This is a genomic window from Tritonibacter sp. SIMBA_163, assembly GCF_046535935.1.
GTDB lineage: Bacteria > Pseudomonadota > Alphaproteobacteria > Rhodobacterales > Rhodobacteraceae > Epibacterium > Epibacterium scottomollicae.
This window is the reverse complement of sequence record NZ_JAWJBP010000019.1, coordinates 1-24,224: the sequence shown is the minus strand read 5'-3', so window position 1 is coordinate 24,224 and position 24,224 is coordinate 1. Positions and strand designations below refer to the sequence as shown.

Sequence of the window (24,224 nt, the reverse complement as noted above, 5' to 3'; positions counted from 1 at the left end):
GGATAGGTGTTGAACCTAGCCATCCGTCAGCCCGGCAGTGTCGAGTATCTGATCAACGTCCCGCGTATAGGCCGCGCTTCCGGGCAGCGAAATCGCTGCTTGGGTCGGGGCTTTGCCGGTCATCTTGGTTTCAGCCCAGGCGATAAGGTCGGCAACGGATTTGCCCCTTAGAAATGGATTTGCATCAACGACTTGGGAGCCGAGCGTCGCCTCGACCGACAGGTCGGGATCTGTTCCCAATGCGCGCACCGCACCCTCCGGGCCCAAGAAATGCGCCAGATACAGACGCCCACTGGTCACGCCAAATCCTTTCTTCACCAGATAGGCTCGGTTCTGCCGGGTTAGGTTGAACACCATCTCGACCGACAGGGCAGGGTCCATGCGCAGATCCAGGACCTCCTGCCGACTCAGGTTTTGCATCAGCTCGGGGTGGTAGGTTTTGATCATGTGCAGCCAGGTAGAGATAATGAACTGGCCCGGCCCGAGCGCGCTTGAGAGCGGGTTCTTCGCATCAGATCTTCCGCCACTTTCAACGTGGACAATCCTGGACACCAGGTTGCGGACCGCCTCGTCGTCGGTGGCGCTATCATCCGTCGGCGCGCGCGGAGTAAACATCGTGCCCGCGCAAAGATACTTGTCGTCTGCCCCTGCCATGACATAGCAGCTCTGTTCTCGTCCGGCAGGTCCGCCAAGGCCAACAAAAAGCACCTGTGCCAGGTCATCGTCTTCCTCTGTGGCGTCATGTCCCGCCAAGAGCAGAGTGATGTGATCGCCGGCCCCAACTTTGCGATCAAGCGCGAAACGCTGTGCGACCATCACCACAAGATTCCCCGCCGCATGGTCCGAAAGGCCACTTTGAAGGGCGCTTGTGTATAGCGCATCAAGATAGCTTTGGGGCGGCGGCAAATCGCGCCTTGCGGCGCGCGCCCGCACGGCAAGGTCTTCTTGCCCCCAGGGGTCGGCAGCGCGCACCCACTGCCCAGCAGCGCCGCGGGCAAGACTGCAACAGTACAGGTCATCCGTATAAAGCGTGAGCTGTGCAAGAGCGGAGGCGTGTTCTGATCCTCTCGCAAACCGCAAGGCCAGGATGCTGTTTTGCGGCAGCATCAGGGGGGCTGTGTCGTTGTCCTCCGTTGGCTCTGGCAGCAGCGGTTGCAGGGCCCGGATTGCCGCTTGTGCCTCTTCTTGGGACACCCCGTTTTCGGTCAGGACCTCAACCCCTGAACGCGGCGTGGCAAGCCACAAGATCTGATCTTCGGCAAGGGCGTAGCTCTGGCCCGGCGCCCGCGTGTAGATCTTGTGGTCGCGCGCCGGGGTGGCGGCCTGCGCTCCGCTTAATGCACGGCTGCGCTGAGCCTGGTAGAGAGCAAAATCCTCAAGCCGCGACGCGGCATGAAGCGCGAGTTTTGAGGACTGATGTGACAGGTCCGCATTGATCAATCTCAGCCGATCCGGGCGCAGTGGGCCCGCCCGCTCCGGAGCGAAATCGGCGGGCCCCGGAAGGCTCTGATCCTCCTGAAGCTCCGGTTGCGCCAACCTCAGCCGAAGCGGATCACGAGGCAGGTTGACGAGGGCGCGAAACGGATCCGGTGGCGGCGCGATCTGGGAGGGTGAAACAGGCGCGGGCTCCGGCGCGCGCGTCATCTGACTTGGCCCAGCATTGGGGATCGAGCGCCATTGCCATATAACTCCGGCGGCAAGTCCAATACCTACGCAAAGCCCAAAGGCCGCCCCCGCGCGGAGGAAAATACGCCGCCGACGCCGCGCGCGGGCACGGCGCCCTGCTGCACTGAACGCCGGATCAATCCGAAGGTCGGGATCCGTTCCGTTGCTCACCTGAACACTCCGAGCGATGGCGTGATGGTCCGGATCTGGCGCTCCGATGCAGGAGCAGAGGGCTGGCTTGACGGCGCACGCTGGGTCGGAGCCGGAGCCGACGGCGTTGAGGTCACGCGGGCGCGTGGGGCAGGGCAGGCAACATCGGCGGCCAGGATGATCTGCCGATAGAGTGCGGTGTCTGGCTCTGTCGTCACGGCCCGCGCGTCATCGGAGCGCTCGTTGAAATATGCGTTTACGGCACCGCGCGACCCATTGCCCCAGATGCCGTCAATGCCAGCACGGTAACACCCCATTCTTGCAAGTTCTGTCTGAATCGCGCGGGCTGTCTCCTCTGCTGGCGGGTCAAAGGCGCCCTCGGACACCAAACTGGCAAACGTGATCGGGTTTTGCCGCCTGAGCGCGGTTCTGGCCGCGAGATCTCTATAATCGTCTGGAGCGTCTTGGGCATCGGGGCTGTTGTAGTCTGGTCCGATCAGGCCAAGAATAACGGAAGGCTGCGGCGCGCCCGGCGCAGGCGGAATGGCAACGAGCGTCTCACTCGGAATCTCGCTCAGGTCCGCTGTCGGTGGAGGAACGTAGCGAAAAACCGCAGGCAAGATCTGTTCAAACCCTTCATCGCGTGATGGCGCCGAAATTGTCAGCTGTGCAGGCCGCGCTGATGAAACCGCGTGACCGGGCAGAGCCAAACCCTGGTGCCATAGGCCAGCCAATACATCAGAGAGGGGTTGCACTTGCCCCTCTTCGACGCGCTCCGCCCCGCGTGCCAAGGCCTGAAGCACCGGATCGGGGCCGGCCGGACAGGTTTCTGAAGGCGATATGGAGGCGACGAGCGAATACGGGGCGGCGACCGGTTGGCGCAACGGCCCCGGATCTGCCGAGGCACAATGGGCCAGAAGAACGACCACAGGGGACATCCCAGCGGCCCCGGCCTGTTCGATCAGGTCTTCAAGGTCGCCCTCCCCGGCACCCGATGCCGCACCGATACGCAGGATGACCAGCCCGCCCGGTGTCCGCACGGCCATCTCCTCGAGCTCCTGGCGACGTGTGTATGGCGCGGTGTCTTGCACATAGCGCACCTCCGAGAGCCCCAAGCGCGCGATGTCTTCAGCGGCGCTTTCTGCGCTCTCTTGGGTGTCGGTTCCCTCTTCTGTCGTATAGATAAGCCCGCTCCATTGCGCATCTGCGGGTGCCGCCCAGAAAGTGCAGGCCAGAAGAAGCAGCGCGCCACAGGGTGACGGCCCCCGCGCACGCAGAAAAGTCAGCACCTGAAGCAAAGGACTACATCTCATCGGGAACAGCACCGTCGGGATAGACTGAGAGCGTGAAACCATCGGCAGTGCCGGTGTCAATTTCACGGGAGTTCCCTTGGAGGTAGCCGCGGGTCAGACACTCACTATCGCCCCTGATCTCAAAATACTCTGGCTTGACGCAGATCGGAGTGGCGCCATCAAGGATAACCTGCCCAAAGGGATCCGTCGCCAACACATAGAGGAATCGCGCACTCAGCGCACGGTTGATCAGGTCCGCGCATTGCTCGGGCGCGATAACCCACCACCCGTTGCTGACAAAGGTGCCATCTTTGTACCGGCCAAGCGCAACGTTGATCACATCCGGCGTCTTGTTGCACAGATGAAACCCTGGGCTCTCCTCTGCAACCACTACTTGCGCGCCCGCGAAGACAACCATTGCGCCCAGACATAAGGCCCTGGTGGCCAGAAAGAACCGGGCTGCGAAGGCAGAGAACATGTCAGGCACCTCCTTCGGACAATGCGCGTTTGAAATCTCAGTGTGACCGCCTGTTTTTGCCAAAAATAACAAACTACGCGGCGCAAAGACCTTATATCCTGATGAAATAAGAGGTTTGAGATACTGACGCCACCAAAAATAAAGACGTCGTGATGCCGGACGGGAGTTAAACCTAAGGATGCAGCAGGCGATGGTGTTTCAGAGCATCGAAAGCGGAACGCCGGGCGGCATGCCAAGCATAGCGTGAGCATTGCGCGAATAATCGCGGGTGATGCTCACAGAGGCGATTTCCCCTGTCTCTTACACGTCATAGGCGATATACTTGGCGGTATGTTTAAGGTCGTCGCTATCACAGCCAGTCTTTGCGTCCTCTGTGTTGCAGGGGGGGTGGGTTTTGCTGCCTACCATGGCTCTTCCGTTGTGAAACGGGCGCCGCAGCCAGCGGATGCAACCGTTTCTGAAGGGGTAAAACCACTCTTCAGGCGCAGCACACGTAGCAGCATCGCGCCCGTTCAAGACACTGCGCCGGCTCCACCGACCAAAGATCTCTTGCCCACGGGCACCATGTCAGTGCGCAGCGACTCAGTGCCGTTATCAGTGCCGTTACCGGACGACCACACGGCCTCGATGACTTACCCGCGTCCGATTGCGCGCGATAGGCTTCCGGTTGTGCCGTTGGAGACCAGTTCTCATGCATCCAGCACGGCTCAACCTCAATGGGTTGTGGGCGACGCAGAGCCCAAGACACATGCCACGGACTATCTGATCGGGGTCTATCGGTAGAGCGATCTGCAGATGCATCTTTGCACGCATTTCCTGTAAAAAAGTCGATGCGCCATACATGAATTGGTGCATATGTTGCCCTTATCGTCCAAGGGACTTCAGGACGGTGATTTTATGAATTTTCTGATCGGTGACTTTGTAATGTCGGGTATTATTTCTCCTATTTCGCTGCCAATCTTCATCTCCCTGGGCCTTCTGTCGATTGCCATGATTGCAGTGACCTTGCGCAAGGTCGGCCAGTTTCGAAAACTGCGCACGGGGGGGCGGGATGGCGCCGAAGCTGCGCTCAAACTTTGGCTAGCGGGACACTCGCAGGACGCGATGGAACGGGCCCGTGCGCAAAATTCCGTTCTTGGACGCATTCTCACGGCCGTGATGTCAGGCGTGCAGGCCCGCCCCGGAGAAAGCGAATATGCAGAGGAGTTGGGCCGCCAGACCGCGCTCGTCGAGCTTGCACAGATGGGGCGCTATATGCGGTTCCTCGAAATCTGTGTTTCCTCGGCCCCGATGCTCGGCCTTCTTGGCACGGTTTTGGGGATGATCGACGCGTTCGCCGAACTCTCTGCCGTACAGGGCGCGGCTGATCCGGCGAGCCTCGCGCAAGGGATCTGGACCGCCCTGACAACCACAGCGGCCGGCCTTGTCCTGGCGCTTGTTGCCGATTTCATTACGTCCTGGTTCGAAGCGCGCATCGAACGCGAACGTGTCCTGGCCGAGACCATGATTTCCGCGGCAATCTTCGGGCGCGCGGGCAGCATCGCAGACGCGGCGTAACGGGAGCTTTGAAATGCCGCGCCATCGCGCCACGCTTCTGCCGCCCGCTCGGCGAACCCGGCGATTTTCGTTAATCCCGCTCGCCGATACGATGTTTCAGTTGCTGATCTTCTTCATGCTGTCGTCGGGATTGACCCCCTATTCGCTTCTCGGCTTCGGACAGGTACCGGCTGGCCCCGAAGCGCGTGGCGCGGGGAACGGTTCAGAGCCCGCAAGTGCTGCCGGGTCACTTCAAGATCGCGTGCTCTGGCGGATCACCGCAGGCGGGTTGAGTTTCAACGCACAGCACTTTGAGTTCTCAGAACTTGAGGCACTGAGTGCGGGGCTTTCGAGCCGCGCGGACCCGGTCTCGGTGGTTCTGATACCCGAAGCGGCTGCGCGCATTCAGGACATTGTCTCTGTGATGGCCGCCCTGAATGCCGCCGGGGTTGAGACCGTACAGCTTGGCATTTCGCCAAAGGAGGGATGAGTGACAAAAAAACACTCTTTGCTGCCCCCTTCGCCAAAGCGCGTCAGGCCCGATATGGCATTGGCCATCGTCAATGTCGTCCTGTTGCTGATCATGTTCTTTCTGGCCACGAACGCATTGTGGAACCAGTCTGCACCGACGGAGATCAGGTTGTCGCAAACGCGAGATTTGCCGATATCCCAACTGCCGACGCCAATGTTGCAAATTGATCTGGATGATAAGATGTCCCTTGATGGGGATCCGTTCCCAGAGGCAGAGCTTGGCGTCCGACTTGCAGAGCTTGACCGGGTGTATCTCCTGATGGATCGCACCGCGCCGGGACGGCAGCTGACGTCGCTTCTGGCAGATCCGGTGTTTCAGGATATCGAAGTTGTGCTTGTCACGATCCGTCAGCGCGATACGCAGGATGCGATGCCATGAGCGCGCTTCCATTTGCCCAAGAGTCTGCGCGAGATTGGTGGGGCGTTGCCCTCATTGCGTTTTCTGCGCACGCCGTGGTCGCAGCGGCAGGCATTGGCGTTTTGGTCTGGCATCCAGATCCAGCCGCCACACCGCCAGAAATCAGCTTTACCGTGTCGTTGCAGCGCCTTGACACCGATAGCCTCGCGGGGACGCAAGTCTCAGAGGGCATCGCAAATGCGGCAGACACCCCCGGCACCGACGCGCCAGATGACCAGCCCGAAGGGGTGTCGGCCCCATCCCCTGAAGTGCCCGACCTTCCATCGGATACAGACCAACAGGCCCCATTGCTTCCCGCCCCGGACAGGCAGCCCGCGCGCCCGGCGTCGGTTCCGCAGCTGGGACGGGACGTCGCAGAGATAACACCCCCAGATGCCCCGGTCGTTCCCGACGCACCCGCTTCCCTTGACCTTGCCCAACCTCCGGTGAGTGCGGCGCCGCTCCCGCTTGCGTCCACTCAAACACCAGAGGCGAGCTCTCCCATCATTCCGCTTGATCGAGGGCAAAGCACAGGCGGCGCACCACGCAGCGGACCACAGCTCGCCATATTGCAACCGCCAGGTGCTGCGGCAGAAGACCAAAGCCCTGACTGGCCGTCCCCACCGCCCGAAGCCCCTTCCCTTGACGGGAACACGACACCCAATGTCGGCGCAAGCGACCATGCGTCGACCGACGCATCAGAGGCAGGTGACACAGCCAGCCTCCCCGAGGGCGAAGGCAACGACACAGAGACGCGCGCCACCGTGGCCCGTGCGGTTGATTTGGCAGCAGGCGACTTGATCAGGCGTATTCGCGAGCAGGCTCATCCTGACTGCCTCGTGGCCTTGCCACGCCGAACGTCCACGGGTGGCCTGGGGCTTGAGATGATCGGCGCGTCTGAGCGGGTGATGCAAGACTACGCCAAAGCGCTTCTCGGACCCGAAGACGCGGATCTCGTGCAGACCCGCCAGTTGATTGATCCACGCCAATGTGCCGGGCTTGATCTCGTGGCCAAGGGGCCGAATTATCCTGCAACCCGGCTCGGACTGGGGCTTGAGAACCCGGCGCCCGCCTCCAGTGGCTGGCTGCGCGGAGGTGTGCGCGGCACCGGTGGGCGTTATGTCATGCTGCTGGTCATTGACAACAATGGCGTTGTTCAGGACCTTCAGCGATTCAGCCGGTTTGGCGACAATCGCGTGGATTTCGCAGTGCCGGTCACCCGTGCTGGCCCAAGGCGCGATACATCACAGCTGATTCTGGCGCTCGCCTCATCGAACCCCTTTGACGATCTGCGCAGTGGCATCGGCGGACTTGCCCATGAGACACTCCAGCGCGCCCAGGACCAGCTTGGATCGGATATTGCGATGGCCTTGACAGGGTTCGTACTGCAATGAACGGCACCGTTCCAAGGCAGCCCGATCAGGTTGGGCCACTGGAAAAGGCCCCGTCACTCAGCCAACCGCGCGCAGGAAATGAACCGATTGCCAAGCGGGGCCAAATCACCGCTAAGAAGACAAGCTGACATTTGTCCCATGATGAGAGGCGTAGTGCTCTTGAGATCGGCATCGGAAAATCCAATTGCATTTATGTGTTTGCTGCACCCGAGGCTATCAAAGGGCAATCGTTCCGTTCTTGCGGTGCCTAGTCTTAGACTCTAGCGGACCCCGCTTCAGTTTTTGATCGGGTGTCCTCCCGCCGCTGCCCATTCTCGAGCGTCAGTTTTCATAGAACCACAGCCAACCGGTGGCAATCTGCCGGACCTCCGCACATTCCATTGGCCTTACCACTAACGTATTCATGGGCCGTGCTCGTTATGAATGCGCGATCAGCGGGGGGCAAGGCAATGCGCGTGGCCTGGGTGTTGCGCCGACTGGAACCTCTCCCTAGAGTCTCGCGAGCAAACACTAAACGGTCGCGCGTATGACACCTTTCAAACTCAATAACTTGGTGCGCTGGATGCGGGTTCTATGCCTCATCCCGATGATTGTTTTGCCCAGTGTCGCGACAGCTGAACCGCTCAGAGTGTTTGCGGCTGCGAGTTTGAAGACCGCACTGGATGAGATCGCGGCAATGTACGAAACGGACACCGCGACCGAAGTTTCAATTTCTTATGGAGGTTCATCGCTCCTTGCGCGCCAGATTGGCGCCGGCGCGCCGGCTGACGTCTTCATTTCGGCAAACGTCGGATGGATGGATGACCTAGCGCGGCAAGGGCGTATCGACGAGACGACACGTCTGGATTTGCTACGCAACAGCTTGAGTGTGATCGCGGCGCGGGGCAAACCGGCGCTGAGCAGCTTGGCTGATCTGCAAACGGCCCTCGGCACCGGCAAACTGGCGATGGCTCAGACCAACGCCGTACCCGCGGGAATTTACGGCAAGGCTGCACTGAGTTCCGCCAATATTTGGCAAGATCTACAAGCTCAAGTCGCCCAGACGGACAATGTGCGTTCCGCGCTTGCGCTTGTCGCCAGCGGTGCCGCCCCATTCGGGATCGTTTATCAAACAGATGCCCGTGCCGAGAACCGCGTGACCGTCGCATTTCCCATACCAGACAGCATGCATCCGCCGATTATCTATCCCGTTGCCGCAATCAACACCAATGATAGAAGCCGTGCGTTCATCGACTTTCTGACATCCCAAACCGCAGATCAGGTGTTTGAGGCGCAAGGGTTCACCCCGGTGGAACACCGTTGAGTGGAACCGTCCCTTATTGGCTCGGGCCAGAGGAGTGGCTGGCCGTGCGCCTGTCACTCAAAGTGGCATTTTGGGCGATGGTGATCAGCTTGCCGTTTGGCATCGCAGTTGCTTACGCCCTCGCGCGGTGGCAATTTCCCGGCAAACACCTCCTGAATGGGCTTGTACATCTGCCGCTCATTCTACCGCCAGTGGTGACAGGCTATCTGCTGCTCTTGGCCTTTGGACCATATGGGCCGATCGGGCGATTCCTGGACCCTGTCGGTCTCAGTGTCGCCTTCCGGTGGACTGGCGCGTCCCTTGCCGCAGGGCTTATGGGGTTTCCGCTCATGGTGCGCGCGCTGCGCCTTTCCTTCGAGCTTGTCGACCCCGGGCTAGAGCATGCGGCAGCGACACTCGGCGCCCATCCGGTGATGGTATTTCTTACGGTAACACTGCCGCTGGCCCTGCCTGGCGTCATCGCTGGAGCCGTCTTGGCCTTTGCCAAGGCGATGGGAGAGTTCGGCGCCACGATCACCTTCGTTGCCAATATTCCCGGTGAGACGCAGACCCTGCCATCCGCCATCTATGCTTTCCTGCAGGTGCCGGGCGGTGAAGCCTCTGCCCTGCGGCTGGTGGTGATCTCCATCGTGATTTCCTTCGCCGCCCTGATCGTGTCAGAAGTCTTAAGCCGCCGATTGGCACAGAAACTGAGACACGCATGAGTTTTGAAATTGATCTCTCTGTCCGGCAGGGGGCGTTCCAGCTACAGGCGAACTTTGCGGCGCCAAGCGGGCTAACAGTGCTGTTCGGGCGGTCCGGTTCTGGAAAATCAACCCTCATCAACGCCGTGGCGGGTCTGATCCGGCCAGACCATGGACGTATCAAGATTGGCGAGCGTGTCCTGTTCGACTCTGACCGCAAGATTGCGCTCCCGCCACGCAAGCGGCGGCTGGGGTATATATTTCAGGACGCCCGCCTTTTTCCGCATATGAGCGTGCAAAAGAATTTGCTTTACGGTCAACGGTTTGCGCCAAAGCTGCGCAAGGGCAGGGAGGTCGAACAGATCGTCGATCTTCTCGGGCTGGAGAAGCTTCTGTACCGCATGCCGGCATATCTATCCGGTGGCGAGAAGCAGCGTGTGTCCATTGGCCGCGCGCTTTTGGCAGCCCCGGAACTGCTGCTTGCGGATGAACCGCTCACCGCCCTGGACCAGACCCGAAAGCTCGAAATACTCCCATATTTTGAGCGCATCCGAGATGAATTGAAACTTCCTGTCCTGTATGTCAGCCACTCTGCAGCCGAGGTCGCGCGGCTTGCGACAACCGTTGTGGTTCTCGATAGCGGTCAGGTCACCCACCTTGGTTCCGCCGCCGAAGTCCTGTCCGACCCCCGCGTGGTCCCGACAGGCGTTCGTAGCGTCGGCTCAATCATCGTGGCCCGGTTGGTCAGTCATCACGCCGACGGGTTGAGCGAGTTGCAGTCCAACGGAATTCAGCTGTTCGTGCCAAAAGTGAATAAGCCAATTGGTGCGTCATTGCGGCTGCGGATCTCTGCGCATGAGATCATTCTTTCTGTCACGCCACCAGTCGGGCTTTCGGCGCTCAACGTCTTGTCCGGAACGATATCGGCAATCCGGGCTGGGGACGGGCCCGGCGCACTGGTCACGCTTGCAACCGCCGCCGGTCCGATCTTGGCACGTGTCACCCAGCGCTCCGTCTCGGCGCTTGGCCTGCAACCGGGCGTAGAGGCCTATGCGATTATGAAGTCTGTCGCGATCGCCCAGCAGGATATCGGCGGAGCTCAACAGCGCACGCCAGATGATATTTCATAGATAATCTATACTTTTCAAGTCCGCCTCCATCCCGTATAGCGCAGATCAGCAGCCGAGCATCGTGCCGGGACAAATGGGACGCGCGCCACATGATCGAAATTCAGAACGTTAGCCTGACTTTGGATGACCGTCCGGTGCTGCGGCATATTTCGCTGTCGCTGTCAGAACAGCGTATCGCGATCGTCGGTAGCAATGGCAGCGGCAAGAGCAGCTTTGCACGCCTGCTGAATGGGCTGCGCACACCCACAGAGGGGAGTGTCCGAGTCGACGGGCTCGACACCCGAAAGCGGGCGCGAGACATTCGCCGCAAGGTTGGGTTCGTCTTTCAGAACCCCGACAACCAGATCGTCTTTCCGATCGTTGAAGAAGACGTGGCCTTTGGCCTGAAGAATCTCGGAATTCCGCCGGACACACGCACCGAGATGGCGCGTGACATTCTGCAGCGATACGGGTTGAGCGCGCACTCCAAACACCCGGCGCATAATCTAAGTGGAGGGCAGAAGCAGCTTCTCGCCATTGCTGGCGTATTGGTGATGAATCCGGACTATGTTGTCCTGGACGAGCCGACCACATTGCTTGACCTGCGCAACAAGCTGCGCATCAGCAATGCCATCGACGCGCTTGAGCAAGCCGCGATCGTTGTCACGCATGACCTTGATCTCGTGAAAGATTTTGATCGCGTGCTTGTTTTCGAAAACGGTCGGGTGTTGGCAGACGATGTCCCGAACGCGGCACTGAACCGCTATGTCGAGGCAATGCTGGATGCTTGACCTGTATTCGGAGGGGAACTCGCGCCTGCATACCATGAAGCCCGGATGGAAAATTCTTGGCCTGGCTGTATCCGGAAGTCTCCTTTTTGTGGTAGATAACATACTGTTCTCGATAGCATTTCTTGCCGTCACACTTGCCCTTTACGCCGCCGCAGGTCTGCCGCTCAGACGCGCCTGGGCGCAAGTCCGACCAGTGATTTGGATTTTTGTGCTGATCATGATCGCGCAGGCCTTGTTCAACAGCTGGTGGGTGGGCCTGTTCGTCATCATACGATTTGCAGTCTTGCTGATGTTGGCAGGTCTACTCACGCTCACGACGCGATCCAGCGAGATGATAGACGGCATAGAGGCTGGCCTGCGTCCACTCAGCCGCCTCGGCCTGCGGACGCGCGGGATCAGCTTGGCGATTTCGCTGACGTTGCGGTTTATTCCAGTCCTGGCATCTGTCGTTCGAGAGGTACGCGAAGCGCAATACGCACGCGGCCTTGAGCGCAATATCCTCGCCCTCACAATTCCCGCTATCGTGCGTACTTTGAAGATGTCCGAAGACATTTCGGATGCCATAGACGCGCGCGGATTCTGACGAAAAATACGTCTAATCATGAAGTTAGGAGCCCCATTCATGACCACGAAGGACATCGTACTGATCGCCCTGTTCGCTGCGCTGACAGCCGCGCTTGGTGTCATACCTCAAATCACCCTACCGATGGGCGTGCCAATCACCGCTCAATCCATGGGGGTGATGCTGGCAGGTGCCTTCTTGGGGGCCAAGCGGGGGGGGCTGGCAATCATTCTGTTTCTCGCGCTCCTCGCAGTCGGATTGCCACTTCTGGCCGGCGGTCGTGGCGGGCTAGGCGTCTTTTTCGGAGCCTCCGGCGGGTTTCTCATCGGCTTTCCGGTCGGGGCCTTTGTGATTGGCTATTTGTTCGACAGATATGCAGGTCGCCCACCGCTCTTCCCGTCGATAGTGTTCATGCTCCTGGGCGGCGTTGGCGTCGTGTACTTGTTTGGGGTGCCTTGGTTGGCTGTCATCGCCGAACTCTCGGTCTGGCAGGCGCTTGTCGCATCCGCGGCCTTCCTGCCGGGCGATGTCATCAAGGCGGTGCTTGCCAGCCTGATCCTGCGCGAGGTGCGCAAGGCCATTCCAAATCTGTAGTGGCGCCAAGCGCGCTCGCATCGCGCAGGCATCGATTTAACATAATTCATATTACGGGATATAATTCAGGCAGGGGGTGAAGATCCCCTGCCTGGACGTGCATCCAGACACAAAACTAAAATTATACTTGATCTCCCATGTTTGCTGCACGATTGTGCAACAAACAGCAGGGCATGATATGTCAGACAGTAAACCGAAATTTCGCCGGGAAAGCCCCGAACATCGTCGCGAGCAGCTGATCGAAGCGACCTTGCGGGTCATTGCCCGTAAAGGCGTTTCTGCGGCGACCGTTCGCGAAATCTCGGCCGAAGCTGGCGTTGCCTTCAGCCTGATCCGCCATCACTTCCGTACCAAAGAAGATCTGATGTACGCGGCGTATTCCTACCATATGCGCAAAATGGCGCATTTGTCTCTTTCGTCGGCGACTGATGTCTCGCGTCCGATTGCAGACCGTGTGCGCCAATGTGTCCGCGACACGCTCTCAGCGCCCGTTGCAAGCGGTGAAGGGTTGCAAATTTGGGCGGGCTTTATCCAGATGGTCCCGCATGACGCGCGCATGAAGCAAATTCACATCGACACCTATCTCGGCTTCCGTGATGCGCTGGAACCTCTGATCACCGAGGCCCTGCGAGCACAAGGCGCGCCTGCAGACCCCAAAACGGTGGAAGAAAAGGCGATCGCCTGCAACGCGGTCCTCGACGGTCTCTGGCTTGAAGGGTCGATGCTGCCTGAGATGCTGCCCGCGCACCGGCTGACCGACGTCGCCGAAGCGACACTTTTTGCAATTCTTGGTCTCTCTCCAACAGACTGAACCAAGCACCAGTACGACAAGGAAGAACTCATGCAAACGATCGGCCAGGCCTTGGCACAGAACCTTGTGGATCGCGGTGTCGACGTTGTGTTTGGCATCCCCGGCGTCCATACGATCGAGCTTTATCGCGGGATCGAGGGCGCCGACATCCGGCACATCACCCCCCGCCACGAACAGGGCGCAGGGTTCATGGCGGACGGATACGCGCGCATTTCGGGCAAGCCCGGCGTGGTTTTTGTCATCACCGGGCCCGGTCTCGTCAATACGCTGACCCCAATGGCTCAGGCGAGGGCCGACAGTATTCCGATGGTCGTGGTGACCGGCGTCAACCGGCGCGATAGCCTTGGCAAGGGGCTGGGGCTGCTGCATGAACTGCCTGACCAGCTGAAGCTCTCCCAAACTGTTGCAAAACATGCCGAACAGGTTTGCGCCGCCAATGACCTCGAAGGCGCGCTGGATCGTACATTCCGTGCGCTGAGCGGGCGCCCTGCCCCGGTCCATATCGAAGTTCCGACCGATGTCATGGACCTTGAAGGGCCAGATGCGCTCAAAATCTCTGCTCCCACGACAGCCGCTGTGCCTGACCTCTCCGCCATCGTGCAACGGCTTGCGCAAAGCGAGCGCCCTGTGATCCTCGCTGGCGGGGGCTGCCGTACCGCGGACGCAGCCCTGGCCGAACTTGCCGAGAAGCTCGACGCCCCGGTCATCCAGACCGTGAACGCGCGCGGCTTGATGCACGGTCATGCGCTTACGGTGGCGGCAAGCCCCTCGTTGCAAACCGTCCGCAACCTGATCGAGGAGGCCGACTGCGTGCTGGCGCTTGGAACCGAGCTCGGCCCGACGGACTACGATATGTATGCCACCGGGGCCTATCCCGACATGGCGTCCCTGCTCCGCATCGACATCTGCGCAGAACAGCTCGCCCGTCATCCGGCAGAGGCTACTGCGGTGGGCGATGTGGGCCCTTGTTTGACGCAGCTTGCCAGCACAATTCCAGCACGCGTGCCCGGCGACGGCGCGGAGCGTGCCCACAAAACCCGTGCCGCAGCTTTGGCCGAAGTTGAGGCCCTTGCGCCAAGCTACGGTGCGCTTATTGGCCAGGTGGAGACACTCCGAGACGCCCTGCCCGGCTCCATTATGGTGGGGGATTCAACCCAAGCAATATATGCTGCCAATCTGGCCTATGATCATGATCGCCCTGGCGGTTGGTTCAATGGCGCCACCGGATTTGGCGCGCTGGGATACGCCATTCCCGCAGCCATCGGGGCGGCCCTGGCGGATCCCACTGCTCCAATCGTGGCGATGATGGGAGATGGTGGCGCGCAATTCACCCTTCCGGAACTTGGCGTGGCAAGCGATGAGAACCTGCCGATCCTCTTTGTTGTCTGGAACAACAATGCCTTTCTCGAAATCGCAAATGCTATGGAAGGTGCAGGCATCACCGCCACAGGTTGCCATCCGGGCGCACCGGACTTTGAGGCCGTCGCTGCGTCTTATCGACTTGGTTTCAAGCGCACATCTCCAGACGACTTGCGTGATGCACTAACGCAGATCCTGCCGCTTGACGGCCCTCTGCTTCTGGAAATCGACATGCAGGGCCACTCTTCGCCGACCGCTTGAGAACGTCTGCGGCGACTGCGTCGCGCCCAATGCGGCTTTCGCGCTCGGCTGTGAGCTGGTCGTTTCCCGCGTCACAAATCCCGTCGCGCCCTGCACCTAGGCGCGACGGGGGATTCTTTTGACCGTCCGCAGGCTCAGATTTCGACAGAAACCTTGCCGATCGGGTTGGAACAACACGCCAGAATATAGCCGGCCTCGATGTCGTCATCCGAAATGCCGCCATTGTGGACCATGTGCACATCGCCAGCGGTTTTCTTCACTTTGCAGGTGCCGCAGACCCCGAATGTGCAGCCGGACGGAATGTTCAGCCCGTTGGCCCGTGCCGCAGCCAGAACCGTGTCCGTTTCCGCAACTTTGGCGGTCACCCCGGATGTTGCGAATGTGATTTCTGCCGAGGTCTCGTCATCGAGAACAACATCATCGAGATCAGGCTGTTCGGCTTCATTCGCAACCGGCGCGTGGAAACTCTCCTGATGGTAGTTGTCCATATCGAAACCAAGACCGGCCAACGCATCCCGCACCGCCTGCATGAAAGGCTCCGGCCCGCAGCAATATACCTCGCGCTCAAGATAATCCGGGGCCATCAGGCCCAGCATCAGCTGATTGAACACACCCTGATATCCGGTCCAGGGCCGATAGAGGTCCGGCTCTTCAACAACAAACTTCAGGTCCAGCTTTTCTGAGCGGCTCGCCATCTGCTCCAGTCGCTGACGGAATATGATCTCCGACGGGCGTTTGGCACAGTTCACAAACACGATGTCCAGATTATCGCCATCATCCCACATATTGGTGGTCATCGACATCATCGGAGTGATGCCGGACCCCGCAGAAATAAAGAGGAATTTCTTTGCTGAACTGTTTGCATTGGTAAACAGGCCGGCGGGACCGATCGCCTTGATCCGGCTGCCGGGCCGCAGATTGTCGAGCATCCAGCGAGTGCCGATACTGTTGGACTGGGCCTTGGCTGTGATCGTCACATTGCGTGGCCGCGACGGCGACGAGGAGATTGTATATGTCCGGTGCAACGGACCACCCGGAACCGGGATTTCCAACGTCATGAACTGACCGGGATCAAAGTCGAACAACGCCCCGGATGGCGCCTTGAAGGTGAATGAGGCGGTGTTCTCCATCTCTGGAATGATGGAGACGCATTCCAGCATCTCAGTATCTTTCCAGATTGTGCGTTCACTGATTTTCGGCATGTTCTGTTACTCCGCCGCCAAGGTCTGAGGGGCGCAATTGCGCTTGAGGGTATCGAGGTACCACTGCACGAACTGCAGCACGCCGCTTTCCTGAACCTGGGAATAGGGACCGGGCTCGTAGGCAGGTGAATTGATGCCCATCTGATTGTACTCGACCACTTCGCGGTCTTCGTCGTTGGTTGCGATCCAGACCTCGGTCAGTCGGTTGAGGTCATAGTCCACCCCTTCAACAGCATCCTTATGGACCAGCCATTTGGTGGTGACTTCGGTTTCGGTCGCACTGATCGGAGTGACCCGGAACACAATGGAATGGTCCGACAGGAAGTGGTTCCAGGTGGTCGGGTAGTGGAACTTCAACAGCGATCCGGCGTCGGCGAACGGCGCCCGCCCCAGCCAGCGTCGCACAGCGGTCTTACCATCGAGCGTATAGCTCTCGGCGCCCTCTTTCAGCGGCATGCGGGCCACGCGAAACTGACCATCAGCGTTCAGATAGAATTCCGCCGGCATCCCTGCCTGCTCGCAACGGTTGAAATGCGCCTGCAGAGTTGCGGGCGTTTCGCCGCCTTCGATACCGGTGATCGATGGATCATCCGGGAATGTCCGGCACAGCGACGGGTGGTTGCCGCCACAGTGATAACACTCACGGTTGTTTTCCCAGACCAGTTTCCAGTTGCCCTGCTCGACGATCGAGCTCTCATATGCAACCTTGGCATTCGACAGGTCGTGCACCTCCAGGTAGGGGCGTGTGATCTCTGCAAAATGCTCAAAGTCCGGCGCCTCATCCGCAAGGCAAATGTAGACGAGCCCGGCAAGTTCACGACAGTGCACTGTCTTCAAACCGTGCTTGCTGGCATCAAAGTCCGGTCCCATGTCTCGGGCCCACAGCAGGCGACCATCCAGCTCATAGGTCCACTGGTGATAGGGGCAGACCAGCTTTGGGTTGTTGCCCTTCTTCGCTTTGCAGATCACCGATCCCCGGTGACGGCAGGAGTTGTGAAACGCACGGATTACGTCGTCGGAACCGCGCACGATGATCACGTTGTACGTTCCAATCTGCTGGGTGACGTAGCTGCCTGATTTTTCCAGCTCGCAGGCGGGAATGGCAAACAGCCACTCCTTGTAAAAAATCTCCTGCAGATCGGTCTGGAACACATCAGCATTGTTGTAAAATGCCTGCGCCAGCCCGTGCCCCGGCTGGTGATTTGCGATCAGCGCATTGATATTGCTGTTCATTTCCTGACTCCCCTGCCGCCTGCGTCCGACATGTGCGGCGCGACTGCGGTTGGTTGGTTGTTCGGACGGCACAGGGAACCCGTTAGGCCGCGGCGGAGGAAGCCGCGCCCTGCAAGATGCCCAAACCGCCGCCCGCGGTTGACGATATCTGTTGAGGCTGGTTTCCGGGCTCAGGAACTGACCAATTGGTCGGAGCGCAACGCCTTCCCGGGGTCCTCCACCCAGTGGCTGATGTCGCGCGCGCGGGTTCCATGACCGTTGCGGGGGCAGCGCCGGAGTTTCACCGGCTTCCCAAATTCTCCACACGGATCGCTCCGCGCAGCACCTCTTGGGACTGAGTTGTACCGAGATTCGAAAAACCAGATCCGCGAATTGCGACATTGTTTATTGAGTTCGAGACAAGCGCGACGTCCGCGCCACAATTCTTGCTCGGCGTCGTCCACACTGCCCCCCAAGACGGACATGACCGCAACGGAGCGCTCAATACGCGCCGATGCAGTCGGCGTGGCGAACACGGGGGTCGCACAGGGATCTTCGATGGTCCTGACCGCATGCCGCAGATGGTAAGGGCGCGCTGCGTATCCATGCCGCACACGATGTCGGTGTTCAGAACATCGAGACGTGCTTTCGTCCGTTTTACCATCATCAAGTGGGCGCAAACGCTCCAATAAAAGCAACATATGCGATGGTTTGGCGAATTAAATGATACGGCTTTCCGCATTTAAGCAGGAGTTCATTAATTCAATTCGACAAGTCTTTCTTTTGAAAACACGTTATCTTTGGGGATAACATTCAGGTGCGGTGCAAGGAGCAGTACGGCTTCAACCGCAACTTGTTGTGAGTAAAAGGTCAAAACATGTCGAAAATGAACGTACAAGACTACGCACTGATGTCGGGAGCGAAACCGGTTCTCCTGAACGTCCTGTCCATTGATGATGACGAAATTGATCGTATGCGACTGCTGAAGATCTGTCGCAAAGCCGGGCTCATGGTAGATTTTACCGAAGCTGCAAACCTGGCTGAAATGCGTGAATGCCTCGATGTGGACGCCTTCGATCTGGTCTTCATCGACCACGATCTGGGCATGGATACAGGTCTCGACGCGCTCGGCATCCTGCTGTCGCACGAAGATCAGGTCGGCGCGGTTCCGATCATGCTCACGTCCTCGGTCGACTACCATGTTGCAGTCGAAGCCATGCGCAGAGGGTGTGCCGACTATATCGTCAAGGACGAGCTCACGGTTGATGCGCTGATAAAATCGGTGACGTCGGCCATCGAACGACGTGCGCTTTACGGGGCGCTCACGGATGCGCGCGCGTCAGAGTCAGAGCTAAAGTCGATTTTCGAACGTTTCATGGTGAGCTGTGGGCCAGAAATGCGCGAGCTACTGCGCCGAAGCATGATGGGCGTGCGAGCGGTCAAGATGCAAGCGCGCAGCGATGATGCCATCGACCCGACGCTGCTCTCGAACCTGTCGATGTTTGAACGCGGTGCAAAGGATCTGGTCGCCTTTATGGACGATCTTGAAAGCGTCGTGGGCGAGGGTCGTCGCCTTACGGTCACCGAGTTGCGAAAACGCCTTCAGTAGGGGTACCCGCCCCGGCATACACATGAGTTAGGCGCAGCGGTTTTACTGTAGCGCAGGTTTGAATTCCTTATCCGGAGAGGTGACTATCGTGTCGCCAAGGTGGATCTCTATAAAGCTAAAAGTCGCGCTGGTGGTATGCCTTGTTTCTGGAGCGTCTTTCAGTGTCTTCTTCGCCATCAATTATCAAGACACCATTCAACGTATTCACGCTCACGCAGAAGAGCTGATACTGCGCAATCACGAAACACACACGCGCTACATCGTTGATACGCTGACAAAAATGCGCCAAGATTCCGAGATGATCGTTGGCTTCCCGCCAATTTCGGGAATCATCCGGACCCGCGAAGCGATCGACAACCGCGATCCGCTGGATGGGTCAACACTCGCCGACTGGCGCGCTCGGCTTGAAACGCTTTTCATCAGCATCATCGGCAATCGCAGTGGCTACAGTCAGATTCGGCTGATCCTGGCAGAAAACAACTGGTCTGAATTCGCCCGCGTAGATCAAGACAATGGAGATGTCCAAGTCGTTCCTCAAGACGACCTTCAATCCAAGGGCGAAGAACCATATATCAAAGCTCTGCACGCCGATCCCACTTCAGACATTCTGTTTTCGAACGTTACCCGCAACCGGGAGCACCAAAGGGTATCGGGGCCTCCGATGCTGCGGTCGATGAAACGCGTTGTTGACGAACACGGAAACCTGCTCGGGGCGATCGTGGTAAACGCAGATATTGCGAGTCTGCTTACTCTCCCTTCCAGCTCCGAAGACTTGGGACAAACCTTTTATTCGGTTGAAAATTCTGAAATCGCGGGCATCCCTGTCGCTGATGGCGACAGAAACTTCTACGCCAATATCGAAGGCAAACCAGACACGATAAGTTTAGAACAACTTGCCAGTTTTCCAGAACGTAGATTGGTTCACTTTGAAGACCAAATTGGCGTGTACATCAGCCGGGTCAACACCGGAAATGAAAAGGTCCCATTTACGTTCAGAATCGCAACCACGGTCGACCTGCATGACTTGTACTCTGCGGCACGGGATGAGCTTTGGCGGAACGTCGGCAACGCGCTCTGGCTGACCATCCTTGCCTCGGGTCTCGGGTACCTCTTCTCTGCAAAATTGCTCCGCCCCCTGCAAGTATTGCTGTCTGAGATCAACGAGAGCAGCCAGACCCTTCACCCACTGAGCAACAGGTACCGCGGCAACGATGAAATCTCCGACATAGCGCAGAATTTCACACGCCTGACCAATGACTTGATCCACGAAACACAGCGCCTCGACATGGTTCTGAGCAATATCTCTGAAGGCATCCTGACCTTATCCGAGGACGGGAGCATCGAAGATGCAAACCCCGCCGCCAGCCGTATCCTCGGCAACTCTGAACCGGAATTACGCGGCGCACGCCTCTTGGAACTTTTGGGTTTTGACGCAGAGGCTACGCAAGGGTTGCTAGAAGATGCTGCACATGCGCATGCCGCCGAGGAGGCTGGAATGCGCGAACTCACGATGACTCGATCGGATGGCTCCCGTATCGTGCTCAATCTGACATTGCAGCACGCCACATATGCAGGTGAGGGGCGGTTTATTGCCATGATTAGGGATGTAACGAGACGGGCGGCCGCCACAGAACGCTCAGAGGCGTTGATCGCGGCCTTGCAGAGATCCAACGCCGAACTCGATCAATTCGCCTATGTCGCTTCGCATGACCTGAAGGCCCCACTCAGGGTTATCAGCAACGCCGTGGTTTGGCTCGAAGAAGATCTGGAACCCTATTTGACGGATGACACGCGAGAGAGCATGAACCTGCTGAAAAGTCGCACCAGCAGGATGGAACGCTTGTTGAATGACCTGCTGCAACACTCAAGGATTGGCAGAGTCGCGGAACCAGAGACCAGAATACCCGGCAAGACCATGGCGGAAGAACTTCTGCAATTGCTTGAGGTGCCTGACGGCATGAGCATTTCTTTCTCCGATGGATTTCTTGACCTGCATATGCGGAAGTTTCCCCTGGAAACGATCTTCGTCAACCTCATCGGAAACGGTATCAAGCACCATGATCGCGATGTCGGGCAAATAACTGTCAATGTGGAGCAATGCGGGGCGGGTTGGCGTTTCCGCGTCGAAGATGACGGCCCAGGTATAGAACCCGTCTACCATCAGCGAATTTTCAAGGTGTTTCAGACCTTGAAATCCAGAGATCAGCTTGAAAGCAGCGGCATGGGCCTCGCATTTGTAAAAAAGTACATCGATGTAGCCGGCGGAGATATCAAAATACTATCTGATGGCGAACGCGGTACCATCTTCGAATTCTTCTGGCCGTTCGAAAAACCTCAACAGGATCAGGCAGCGTAGCTATGCAATCCCACCACTCCGACTCCCGTGACGTTCAGATTATTCTCGTCGAAGACGATGATGGAGATGCCAAGGCCATTCGCCGAGCCTTTTCAAAAGCGCGCATCGCGAACAAGATTCAACGTTTCAGGAACGGTGAAGAGGCCCTCGCCTTCCTCAAGGGGGAAGGCGATCAGGATCCCCCCGTTCAGTTCGTTGTCTTGAGCGATATCAACATGCCCTGCATGTCCGGTTTGGAACTTCTGGAAGCGCTGAGAGACGACCCCCGCCTCCAAAGGACCCTCTTCTTCGTTCTGACCACATCCGACGACGAGCGGGACATCACTGCCGCCTATTCCAATCACGTTGCCGGCTACATCTTAAAATCTCGCGCAGGCTATATGTTTATCGAACTCATGGCTGTGATGGATAACTTTTGGCGGATCGTAGAGCTGCCGGTGATAGAGACGCGGAGCTCACCACATGGTTGAAAAAAGCATACTTATCGTTGATGATGACGGTGGTGATCGCAAGCTGATCCGGCGACACCTCGCGGCGCTATACCCTGCCGTGACAATACTGGAAGCTGAAAATGGTGATGAGGCCCGAACTCTCGCTGACGAAGAGGTTGAGGTAATCTTTCTGGATTACCTGCTGCCAGGGGAATCCGGCCTGGATCTCATGTCGGTCTTCTTTCGGCGCTGGCCCCATTGCGCAATTTTTATAATGACAGGACAGGGCGACGAAGACATTGCCAAGAGCGCGATCCTGAGCGGTGCCGCTGACTACATAGCAAAATCGGCGATCACGCCAGGCGCCTTGCATCGAATGATCGGCAATGGTCTGCAGATTGCTCGTATGCGGTGGCGCATCGAAGAACACCAGAAAGAGCTCCAGCAGTTCTCCGATGTTCTCGTTCATGATTTGCGGGCACCAATTCGCGCCATCAAGTTCCTGAGCGATCAGATCATTGAGGATTTTGAAGCCGGAGATCTCGACGAGGTAAAACGAGAATTCGACCTCATGAAACGTTCCGTAACCAAGATGTCTGATCTGATTGAGCGTTTGGCGAGCCATATAAACCCGCACAGCGAGGGCACTCCTGAACTAGTGTCAACTGAAAGCCTGGTCGAAGCCGCCTGTATGGCCGTCGCGCAGGATATTGCCAGTTCCGACGCCAGTATCGAACTGGATTTGCAGGAACCCGAAGTTTTCTGTTTCCCGCCAGACATCTCGCAGCTTCTGCAAAACCTGATCGGCAATTCGATCAAGTACCGCAGTGACACGCCTCCTCACATCGTTGTCTCGACGCAGGCGCACGGCTCCAGCGTACAATTCTCGATCAGGGACAACGGGATGGGCGTGCCGGAGGAATATCGTACCCGGATTTTCGAGCCCTTCAAGCGTCTTCAGCGCAGCAGCGACCTTCCGGGGAGCGGTCTGGGGTTGGCAACATGTGCCAAAATCGCGAAACGCCACGACGGCGCAATATGGTGTGACCCGGATGTATCGAGAGGCACAAGAATCAATTTCACTCTCAATTTGCGTAATAATTACAGGAATGCAGCGCACGACAGGTGATTTTTGACGCACCCTCGGTGTAGCGGGTTGCCTTTATGCGAAACTCCAGCTGCAAACGTCACTTGTCGAGCTCAATTTATATTACACCACCTCGCGACAGATTTGTTGCACAAATCGTTATGTGAGCGCACTTCCCGCTTCCCGGCGCTTTGTTGCGCAAAGATCGCGTGCGGGATTTATGCAATAGAGCCTCCTAGGGGGATAAGACTTCAGGCATTTTCATAGGCGCTGTTGCACAAATCAGCTAGCAGCCAGAGTTCCCCTTTCCCCGGACACACTTATCCTAGGGCCACGGTGACAGGGATGCCGAGAGCGGTGAAGCGGTTCATGACCGCTGCACGGATCTGAACTTCGGCGACCTGGCGGTCGAAGTCCGGTGATATTAACCTCTGGCCGAGCAGCTTCACGCAGTTCATTTTCGTCTCCACCCTGCTGCGGAGGTGATATCCGCTCCAGTTTCGCCACAGCGCCCGACCCAAGTGCTTCGATGCTCGCAGGATCCCGTTTCGCGCCCGGGCTCCGGCCGTGTCCGGCTTCCAAGGCCTCGCAGTCCTCCTCGGCGGAATGATCGCCGCCGCGCCGCGGGCCGCGATGGCATCATGACAAGCGCGGGTGTCATAGGCACCGTCGGCGGTGACGGTGGCGATCTCCTCCTCCGCCGGGAGCTGGGCAAGCAGGTCCGGCAGCATCGGCGCGTCGCCGGCATTACTGGAGGTGACCTCGACCGCCCGGATCTCCAATGTTTCCTCGTCGATCCCGAGGTGGATCTTGCGCCAAACCCTGCGTCGCGAGCCACCCATTGCCCGGCAACATATGCTTGCATGTGTGAGAGGGATGCTTGCGCGTGTGCCACTCGCCTTCACCTTCCACCTTGATGCCGGTACTGTCGACGAGCAGGTGAAGCGCGCCATTGGAGCCCCGATACGGGATGGTGACGTCCAAGGCCTTTTGGCGACGCGACAGGGGGCTGAAGTCAGGCACGGACCAGCCAAGGCCGGACAGTTCCAGCAGGTTCGCAACGAACCCTGTCGCCTGGCGGAGTGGCAGCCCGAGGAGGACCTTCAGGGTCAGGCAGGCCTGGATCGCGGCGTCGCTATAGGACTGCTGGCGTCCGTGCCGCCCGGACGGCACCGCCTCCCACTGCATAGAGGGATCGAACCAGACGGTCAGCGAACCGCGCTACCTCAGCACCTGATTGTAGCTCTTCCAATTGGTCGTCTTGTATGTCGTCTTCGGAGGTCTGCTCATGCTGCACAGCGAGGTCATGTTGACAAAAGGCGCACCCAAAGGCTGATGGACGTGATGTCTATGAAGCCAAGGAAGCTCTCAGCGGTCTTGTCGTAGCGTGTGGCGATGCGGCGCGCATTCT

21 protein-coding genes, 2 pseudogenes and 1 riboswitch are annotated in these 24,224 nt (G+C 58.5%); of the genes and pseudogenes, 16 read left to right on the top strand and 7 right to left on the bottom strand.

Annotated features, from left to right (window positions below):
• Window positions 1-15: 15 nt before the first annotated feature.
• The 3 genes from R0J92_RS18400 to R0J92_RS18390 all read right to left on the bottom strand — a co-directional run bounded on the left by R0J92_RS18400 (window position 16) and on the right by R0J92_RS18390 (window position 3,585).
• Window positions 16-1,644 carry a hypothetical protein gene (locus R0J92_RS18400; RefSeq protein ID WP_411052679.1) on the bottom strand — a complete coding sequence of 543 codons (1,629 nt, stop codon included), beginning with the start codon at window positions 1,642-1,644 and terminating at the stop codon, window positions 16-18.
• A gap of 188 nt (window positions 1,645-1,832) precedes the next feature.
• A complete protein-coding gene (locus R0J92_RS18395) occupies window positions 1,833-3,104 on the bottom strand; it encodes a hypothetical protein (RefSeq protein WP_411052678.1) in 1,272 nt (423 codons plus the stop codon).
• A gap of 13 nt (window positions 3,105-3,117) precedes the next feature.
• Window positions 3,118-3,585, bottom strand: a complete 468-nt coding sequence (locus tag R0J92_RS18390) for a DUF1036 domain-containing protein (protein ID WP_411052677.1) — start codon at window positions 3,583-3,585, stop codon at window positions 3,118-3,120.
• 897 nt (window positions 3,586-4,482) lie between these two features.
• Between R0J92_RS18390 and R0J92_RS18385 the strand changes: the two genes are divergently transcribed.
• The 12 genes from R0J92_RS18385 to R0J92_RS18330 all read left to right on the top strand — a co-directional run bounded on the left by R0J92_RS18385 (window position 4,483) and on the right by R0J92_RS18330 (window position 14,916).
• Window positions 4,483-5,142, top strand: a complete 660-nt coding sequence (locus R0J92_RS18385) for a MotA/TolQ/ExbB proton channel family protein (protein WP_411052676.1) — start codon at window positions 4,483-4,485, stop codon at window positions 5,140-5,142.
• Window positions 5,143-5,155: 13 nt separating this feature from the next.
• The gene (locus tag R0J92_RS18380) at window positions 5,156-5,611 is read left to right on the top strand and encodes an ExbD/TolR family protein (protein WP_411052675.1); all 456 of its coding nucleotides are present in this window, start codon (window positions 5,156-5,158) and stop codon (window positions 5,609-5,611) included.
• Window positions 5,612-6,031, top strand: a complete 420-nt coding sequence (locus tag R0J92_RS18375; protein WP_411052674.1) for an ExbD/TolR family protein — start codon at window positions 5,612-5,614, stop codon at window positions 6,029-6,031.
• On the top strand, window positions 6,028-7,443 hold the full coding sequence (locus tag R0J92_RS18370) for a hypothetical protein (RefSeq protein ID WP_411052673.1): 1,416 nt from the start codon (window positions 6,028-6,030) through the stop codon (window positions 7,441-7,443). Before R0J92_RS18375 ends, R0J92_RS18370 begins: the two co-directional genes overlap by 4 nt.
• A gap of 526 nt (window positions 7,444-7,969) precedes the next feature.
• Entirely contained in the window at window positions 7,970-8,746 is a 777-nt protein-coding gene (gene modA, locus R0J92_RS18365; protein WP_411052672.1) for a molybdate ABC transporter substrate-binding protein, read from the top strand.
• A complete protein-coding gene (gene modB, locus R0J92_RS18360) occupies window positions 8,743-9,450 on the top strand; it encodes a molybdate ABC transporter permease subunit (protein WP_411052671.1) in 708 nt (235 codons plus the stop codon). Before modA ends, modB begins: the two co-directional genes overlap by 4 nt.
• Window positions 9,447-10,559 (top strand): molybdenum ABC transporter ATP-binding protein, encoded by a 1,113-nt coding sequence (modC, locus tag R0J92_RS18355; protein WP_411052670.1) that lies wholly within the window; start codon window positions 9,447-9,449, stop codon window positions 10,557-10,559. The genes modB and modC overlap by 4 nt, the downstream gene beginning before the upstream one ends.
• An 89-nt stretch (window positions 10,560-10,648) precedes the next feature.
• The gene (locus R0J92_RS18350) at window positions 10,649-11,329 is read left to right on the top strand and encodes an energy-coupling factor ABC transporter ATP-binding protein (RefSeq protein WP_411052669.1); all 681 of its coding nucleotides are present in this window, start codon (window positions 10,649-10,651) and stop codon (window positions 11,327-11,329) included.
• On the top strand, window positions 11,322-11,912 hold the full coding sequence (locus tag R0J92_RS18345) for an energy-coupling factor transporter transmembrane component T family protein (protein WP_411052668.1): 591 nt from the start codon (window positions 11,322-11,324) through the stop codon (window positions 11,910-11,912). The genes R0J92_RS18350 and R0J92_RS18345 overlap by 8 nt, the downstream gene beginning before the upstream one ends.
• A 39-nt stretch (window positions 11,913-11,951) precedes the next feature.
• The gene (locus R0J92_RS18340) at window positions 11,952-12,485 is read left to right on the top strand and encodes a biotin transporter BioY (protein ID WP_411052667.1); all 534 of its coding nucleotides are present in this window, start codon (window positions 11,952-11,954) and stop codon (window positions 12,483-12,485) included.
• 76 nt (window positions 12,486-12,561) lie between these two features.
• The gene (locus R0J92_RS18335; RefSeq protein WP_411052666.1) at window positions 12,562-13,296 is read left to right on the top strand and encodes a TetR/AcrR family transcriptional regulator; all 735 of its coding nucleotides are present in this window, start codon (window positions 12,562-12,564) and stop codon (window positions 13,294-13,296) included.
• A 30-nt stretch (window positions 13,297-13,326) separates the two neighbouring features.
• Window positions 13,327-14,916 (top strand): 5-guanidino-2-oxopentanoate decarboxylase, encoded by a 1,590-nt coding sequence (locus tag R0J92_RS18330; RefSeq protein WP_411052665.1) that lies wholly within the window; start codon window positions 13,327-13,329, stop codon window positions 14,914-14,916.
• 134 nt (window positions 14,917-15,050) lie between these two features.
• Here the strand turns inward: R0J92_RS18330 and R0J92_RS18325 are convergent, their stop codons facing one another.
• Window positions 15,051-16,118, bottom strand: coding sequence for a hybrid-cluster NAD(P)-dependent oxidoreductase (locus R0J92_RS18325; RefSeq protein WP_106164619.1), 1,068 nt, complete (start codon window positions 16,116-16,118; stop codon window positions 15,051-15,053).
• Window positions 16,119-16,124: 6 nt separating this feature from the next.
• Window positions 16,125-17,351, bottom strand: a complete 1,227-nt coding sequence (locus R0J92_RS18320) for an aromatic ring-hydroxylating oxygenase subunit alpha (RefSeq protein ID WP_411052664.1) — start codon at window positions 17,349-17,351, stop codon at window positions 16,125-16,127.
• A 137-nt stretch (window positions 17,352-17,488) separates the two neighbouring features.
• Window positions 17,489-17,695: riboswitch (cobalamin riboswitch) on the bottom strand.
• Window positions 17,696-18,207: 512 nt separating this feature from the next.
• Here R0J92_RS18320 and R0J92_RS18315 point away from each other — a divergent pair.
• The 4 genes from R0J92_RS18315 (at window position 18,208) to R0J92_RS18300 (ending at window position 22,855) form a co-directional block, all read left to right on the top strand.
• Window positions 18,208-18,939: a response regulator gene (locus R0J92_RS18315; protein WP_106164617.1), complete on the top strand. Its 732-nt coding sequence runs from the start codon at window positions 18,208-18,210 to the stop codon at window positions 18,937-18,939.
• 79 nt (window positions 18,940-19,018) lie between these two features.
• Window positions 19,019-21,295: a sensor histidine kinase gene (locus R0J92_RS18310; protein ID WP_411052663.1), complete on the top strand. Its 2,277-nt coding sequence runs from the start codon at window positions 19,019-19,021 to the stop codon at window positions 21,293-21,295.
• A 2-nt stretch (window positions 21,296-21,297) separates the two neighbouring features.
• A complete protein-coding gene (locus tag R0J92_RS18305) occupies window positions 21,298-21,765 on the top strand; it encodes a response regulator (RefSeq protein WP_106164615.1) in 468 nt (155 codons plus the stop codon).
• Complete coding sequence (locus R0J92_RS18300; RefSeq protein ID WP_411052662.1) at window positions 21,758-22,855, top strand: sensor histidine kinase; 1,098 nt, start codon at window positions 21,758-21,760, stop codon at window positions 22,853-22,855. Before R0J92_RS18305 ends, R0J92_RS18300 begins: the two co-directional genes overlap by 8 nt.
• A gap of 278 nt (window positions 22,856-23,133) precedes the next feature.
• Here the strand turns inward: R0J92_RS18300 and R0J92_RS18295 are convergent.
• Window positions 23,134-24,103 (bottom strand): annotated as a pseudogene (locus tag R0J92_RS18295) (IS5 family transposase).
• Window positions 24,104-24,117: 14 nt separating this feature from the next.
• Window positions 24,118-24,224 (bottom strand): annotated as a pseudogene (locus R0J92_RS18290) (IS5/IS1182 family transposase); the annotation flags it as partial.

Bases quoted from the DNA above. Each gene is read 5' to 3' on its own strand.
- R0J92_RS18400 (WP_411052679.1), bottom strand. From the start codon at position 1,644: ATGACGCGCGCGCCGGAGCCCGCGCCTGTTTCACCCTCCCAGATCGCG.
- R0J92_RS18390 (WP_411052677.1), bottom strand. From the start codon at position 3,585: ATGTTCTCTGCCTTCGCAGCCCGGTTCTTTCTGGCCACCAGGGCCTTA.
- R0J92_RS18385 (WP_411052676.1), top strand. From the start codon at position 4,483: ATGAATTTTCTGATCGGTGACTTTGTAATGTCGGGTATTATTTCTCCT.
- R0J92_RS18380 (WP_411052675.1), top strand. From the start codon at position 5,156: ATGCCGCGCCATCGCGCCACGCTTCTGCCGCCCGCTCGGCGAACCCGG.
- R0J92_RS18370 (WP_411052673.1), top strand. From the start codon at position 6,028: ATGAGCGCGCTTCCATTTGCCCAAGAGTCTGCGCGAGATTGGTGGGGC.
- modA (WP_411052672.1), top strand. From the start codon at position 7,970: ATGACACCTTTCAAACTCAATAACTTGGTGCGCTGGATGCGGGTTCTA.
- modC (WP_411052670.1), top strand. From the start codon at position 9,447: ATGAGTTTTGAAATTGATCTCTCTGTCCGGCAGGGGGCGTTCCAGCTA.
- R0J92_RS18350 (WP_411052669.1), top strand. From the start codon at position 10,649: ATGATCGAAATTCAGAACGTTAGCCTGACTTTGGATGACCGTCCGGTG.
- R0J92_RS18345 (WP_411052668.1), top strand. From the start codon at position 11,322: ATGCTTGACCTGTATTCGGAGGGGAACTCGCGCCTGCATACCATGAAG.
- R0J92_RS18340 (WP_411052667.1), top strand. From the start codon at position 11,952: ATGACCACGAAGGACATCGTACTGATCGCCCTGTTCGCTGCGCTGACA.
- R0J92_RS18330 (WP_411052665.1), top strand. From the start codon at position 13,327: ATGCAAACGATCGGCCAGGCCTTGGCACAGAACCTTGTGGATCGCGGT.
- R0J92_RS18325 (WP_106164619.1), bottom strand. From the start codon at position 16,118: ATGCCGAAAATCAGTGAACGCACAATCTGGAAAGATACTGAGATGCTG.
- R0J92_RS18320 (WP_411052664.1), bottom strand. From the start codon at position 17,351: ATGAACAGCAATATCAATGCGCTGATCGCAAATCACCAGCCGGGGCAC.
- R0J92_RS18315 (WP_106164617.1), top strand. From the start codon at position 18,208: ATGTCGAAAATGAACGTACAAGACTACGCACTGATGTCGGGAGCGAAA.
- R0J92_RS18305 (WP_106164615.1), top strand. From the start codon at position 21,298: ATGCAATCCCACCACTCCGACTCCCGTGACGTTCAGATTATTCTCGTC.
- R0J92_RS18300 (WP_411052662.1), top strand. From the start codon at position 21,758: ATGGTTGAAAAAAGCATACTTATCGTTGATGATGACGGTGGTGATCGC.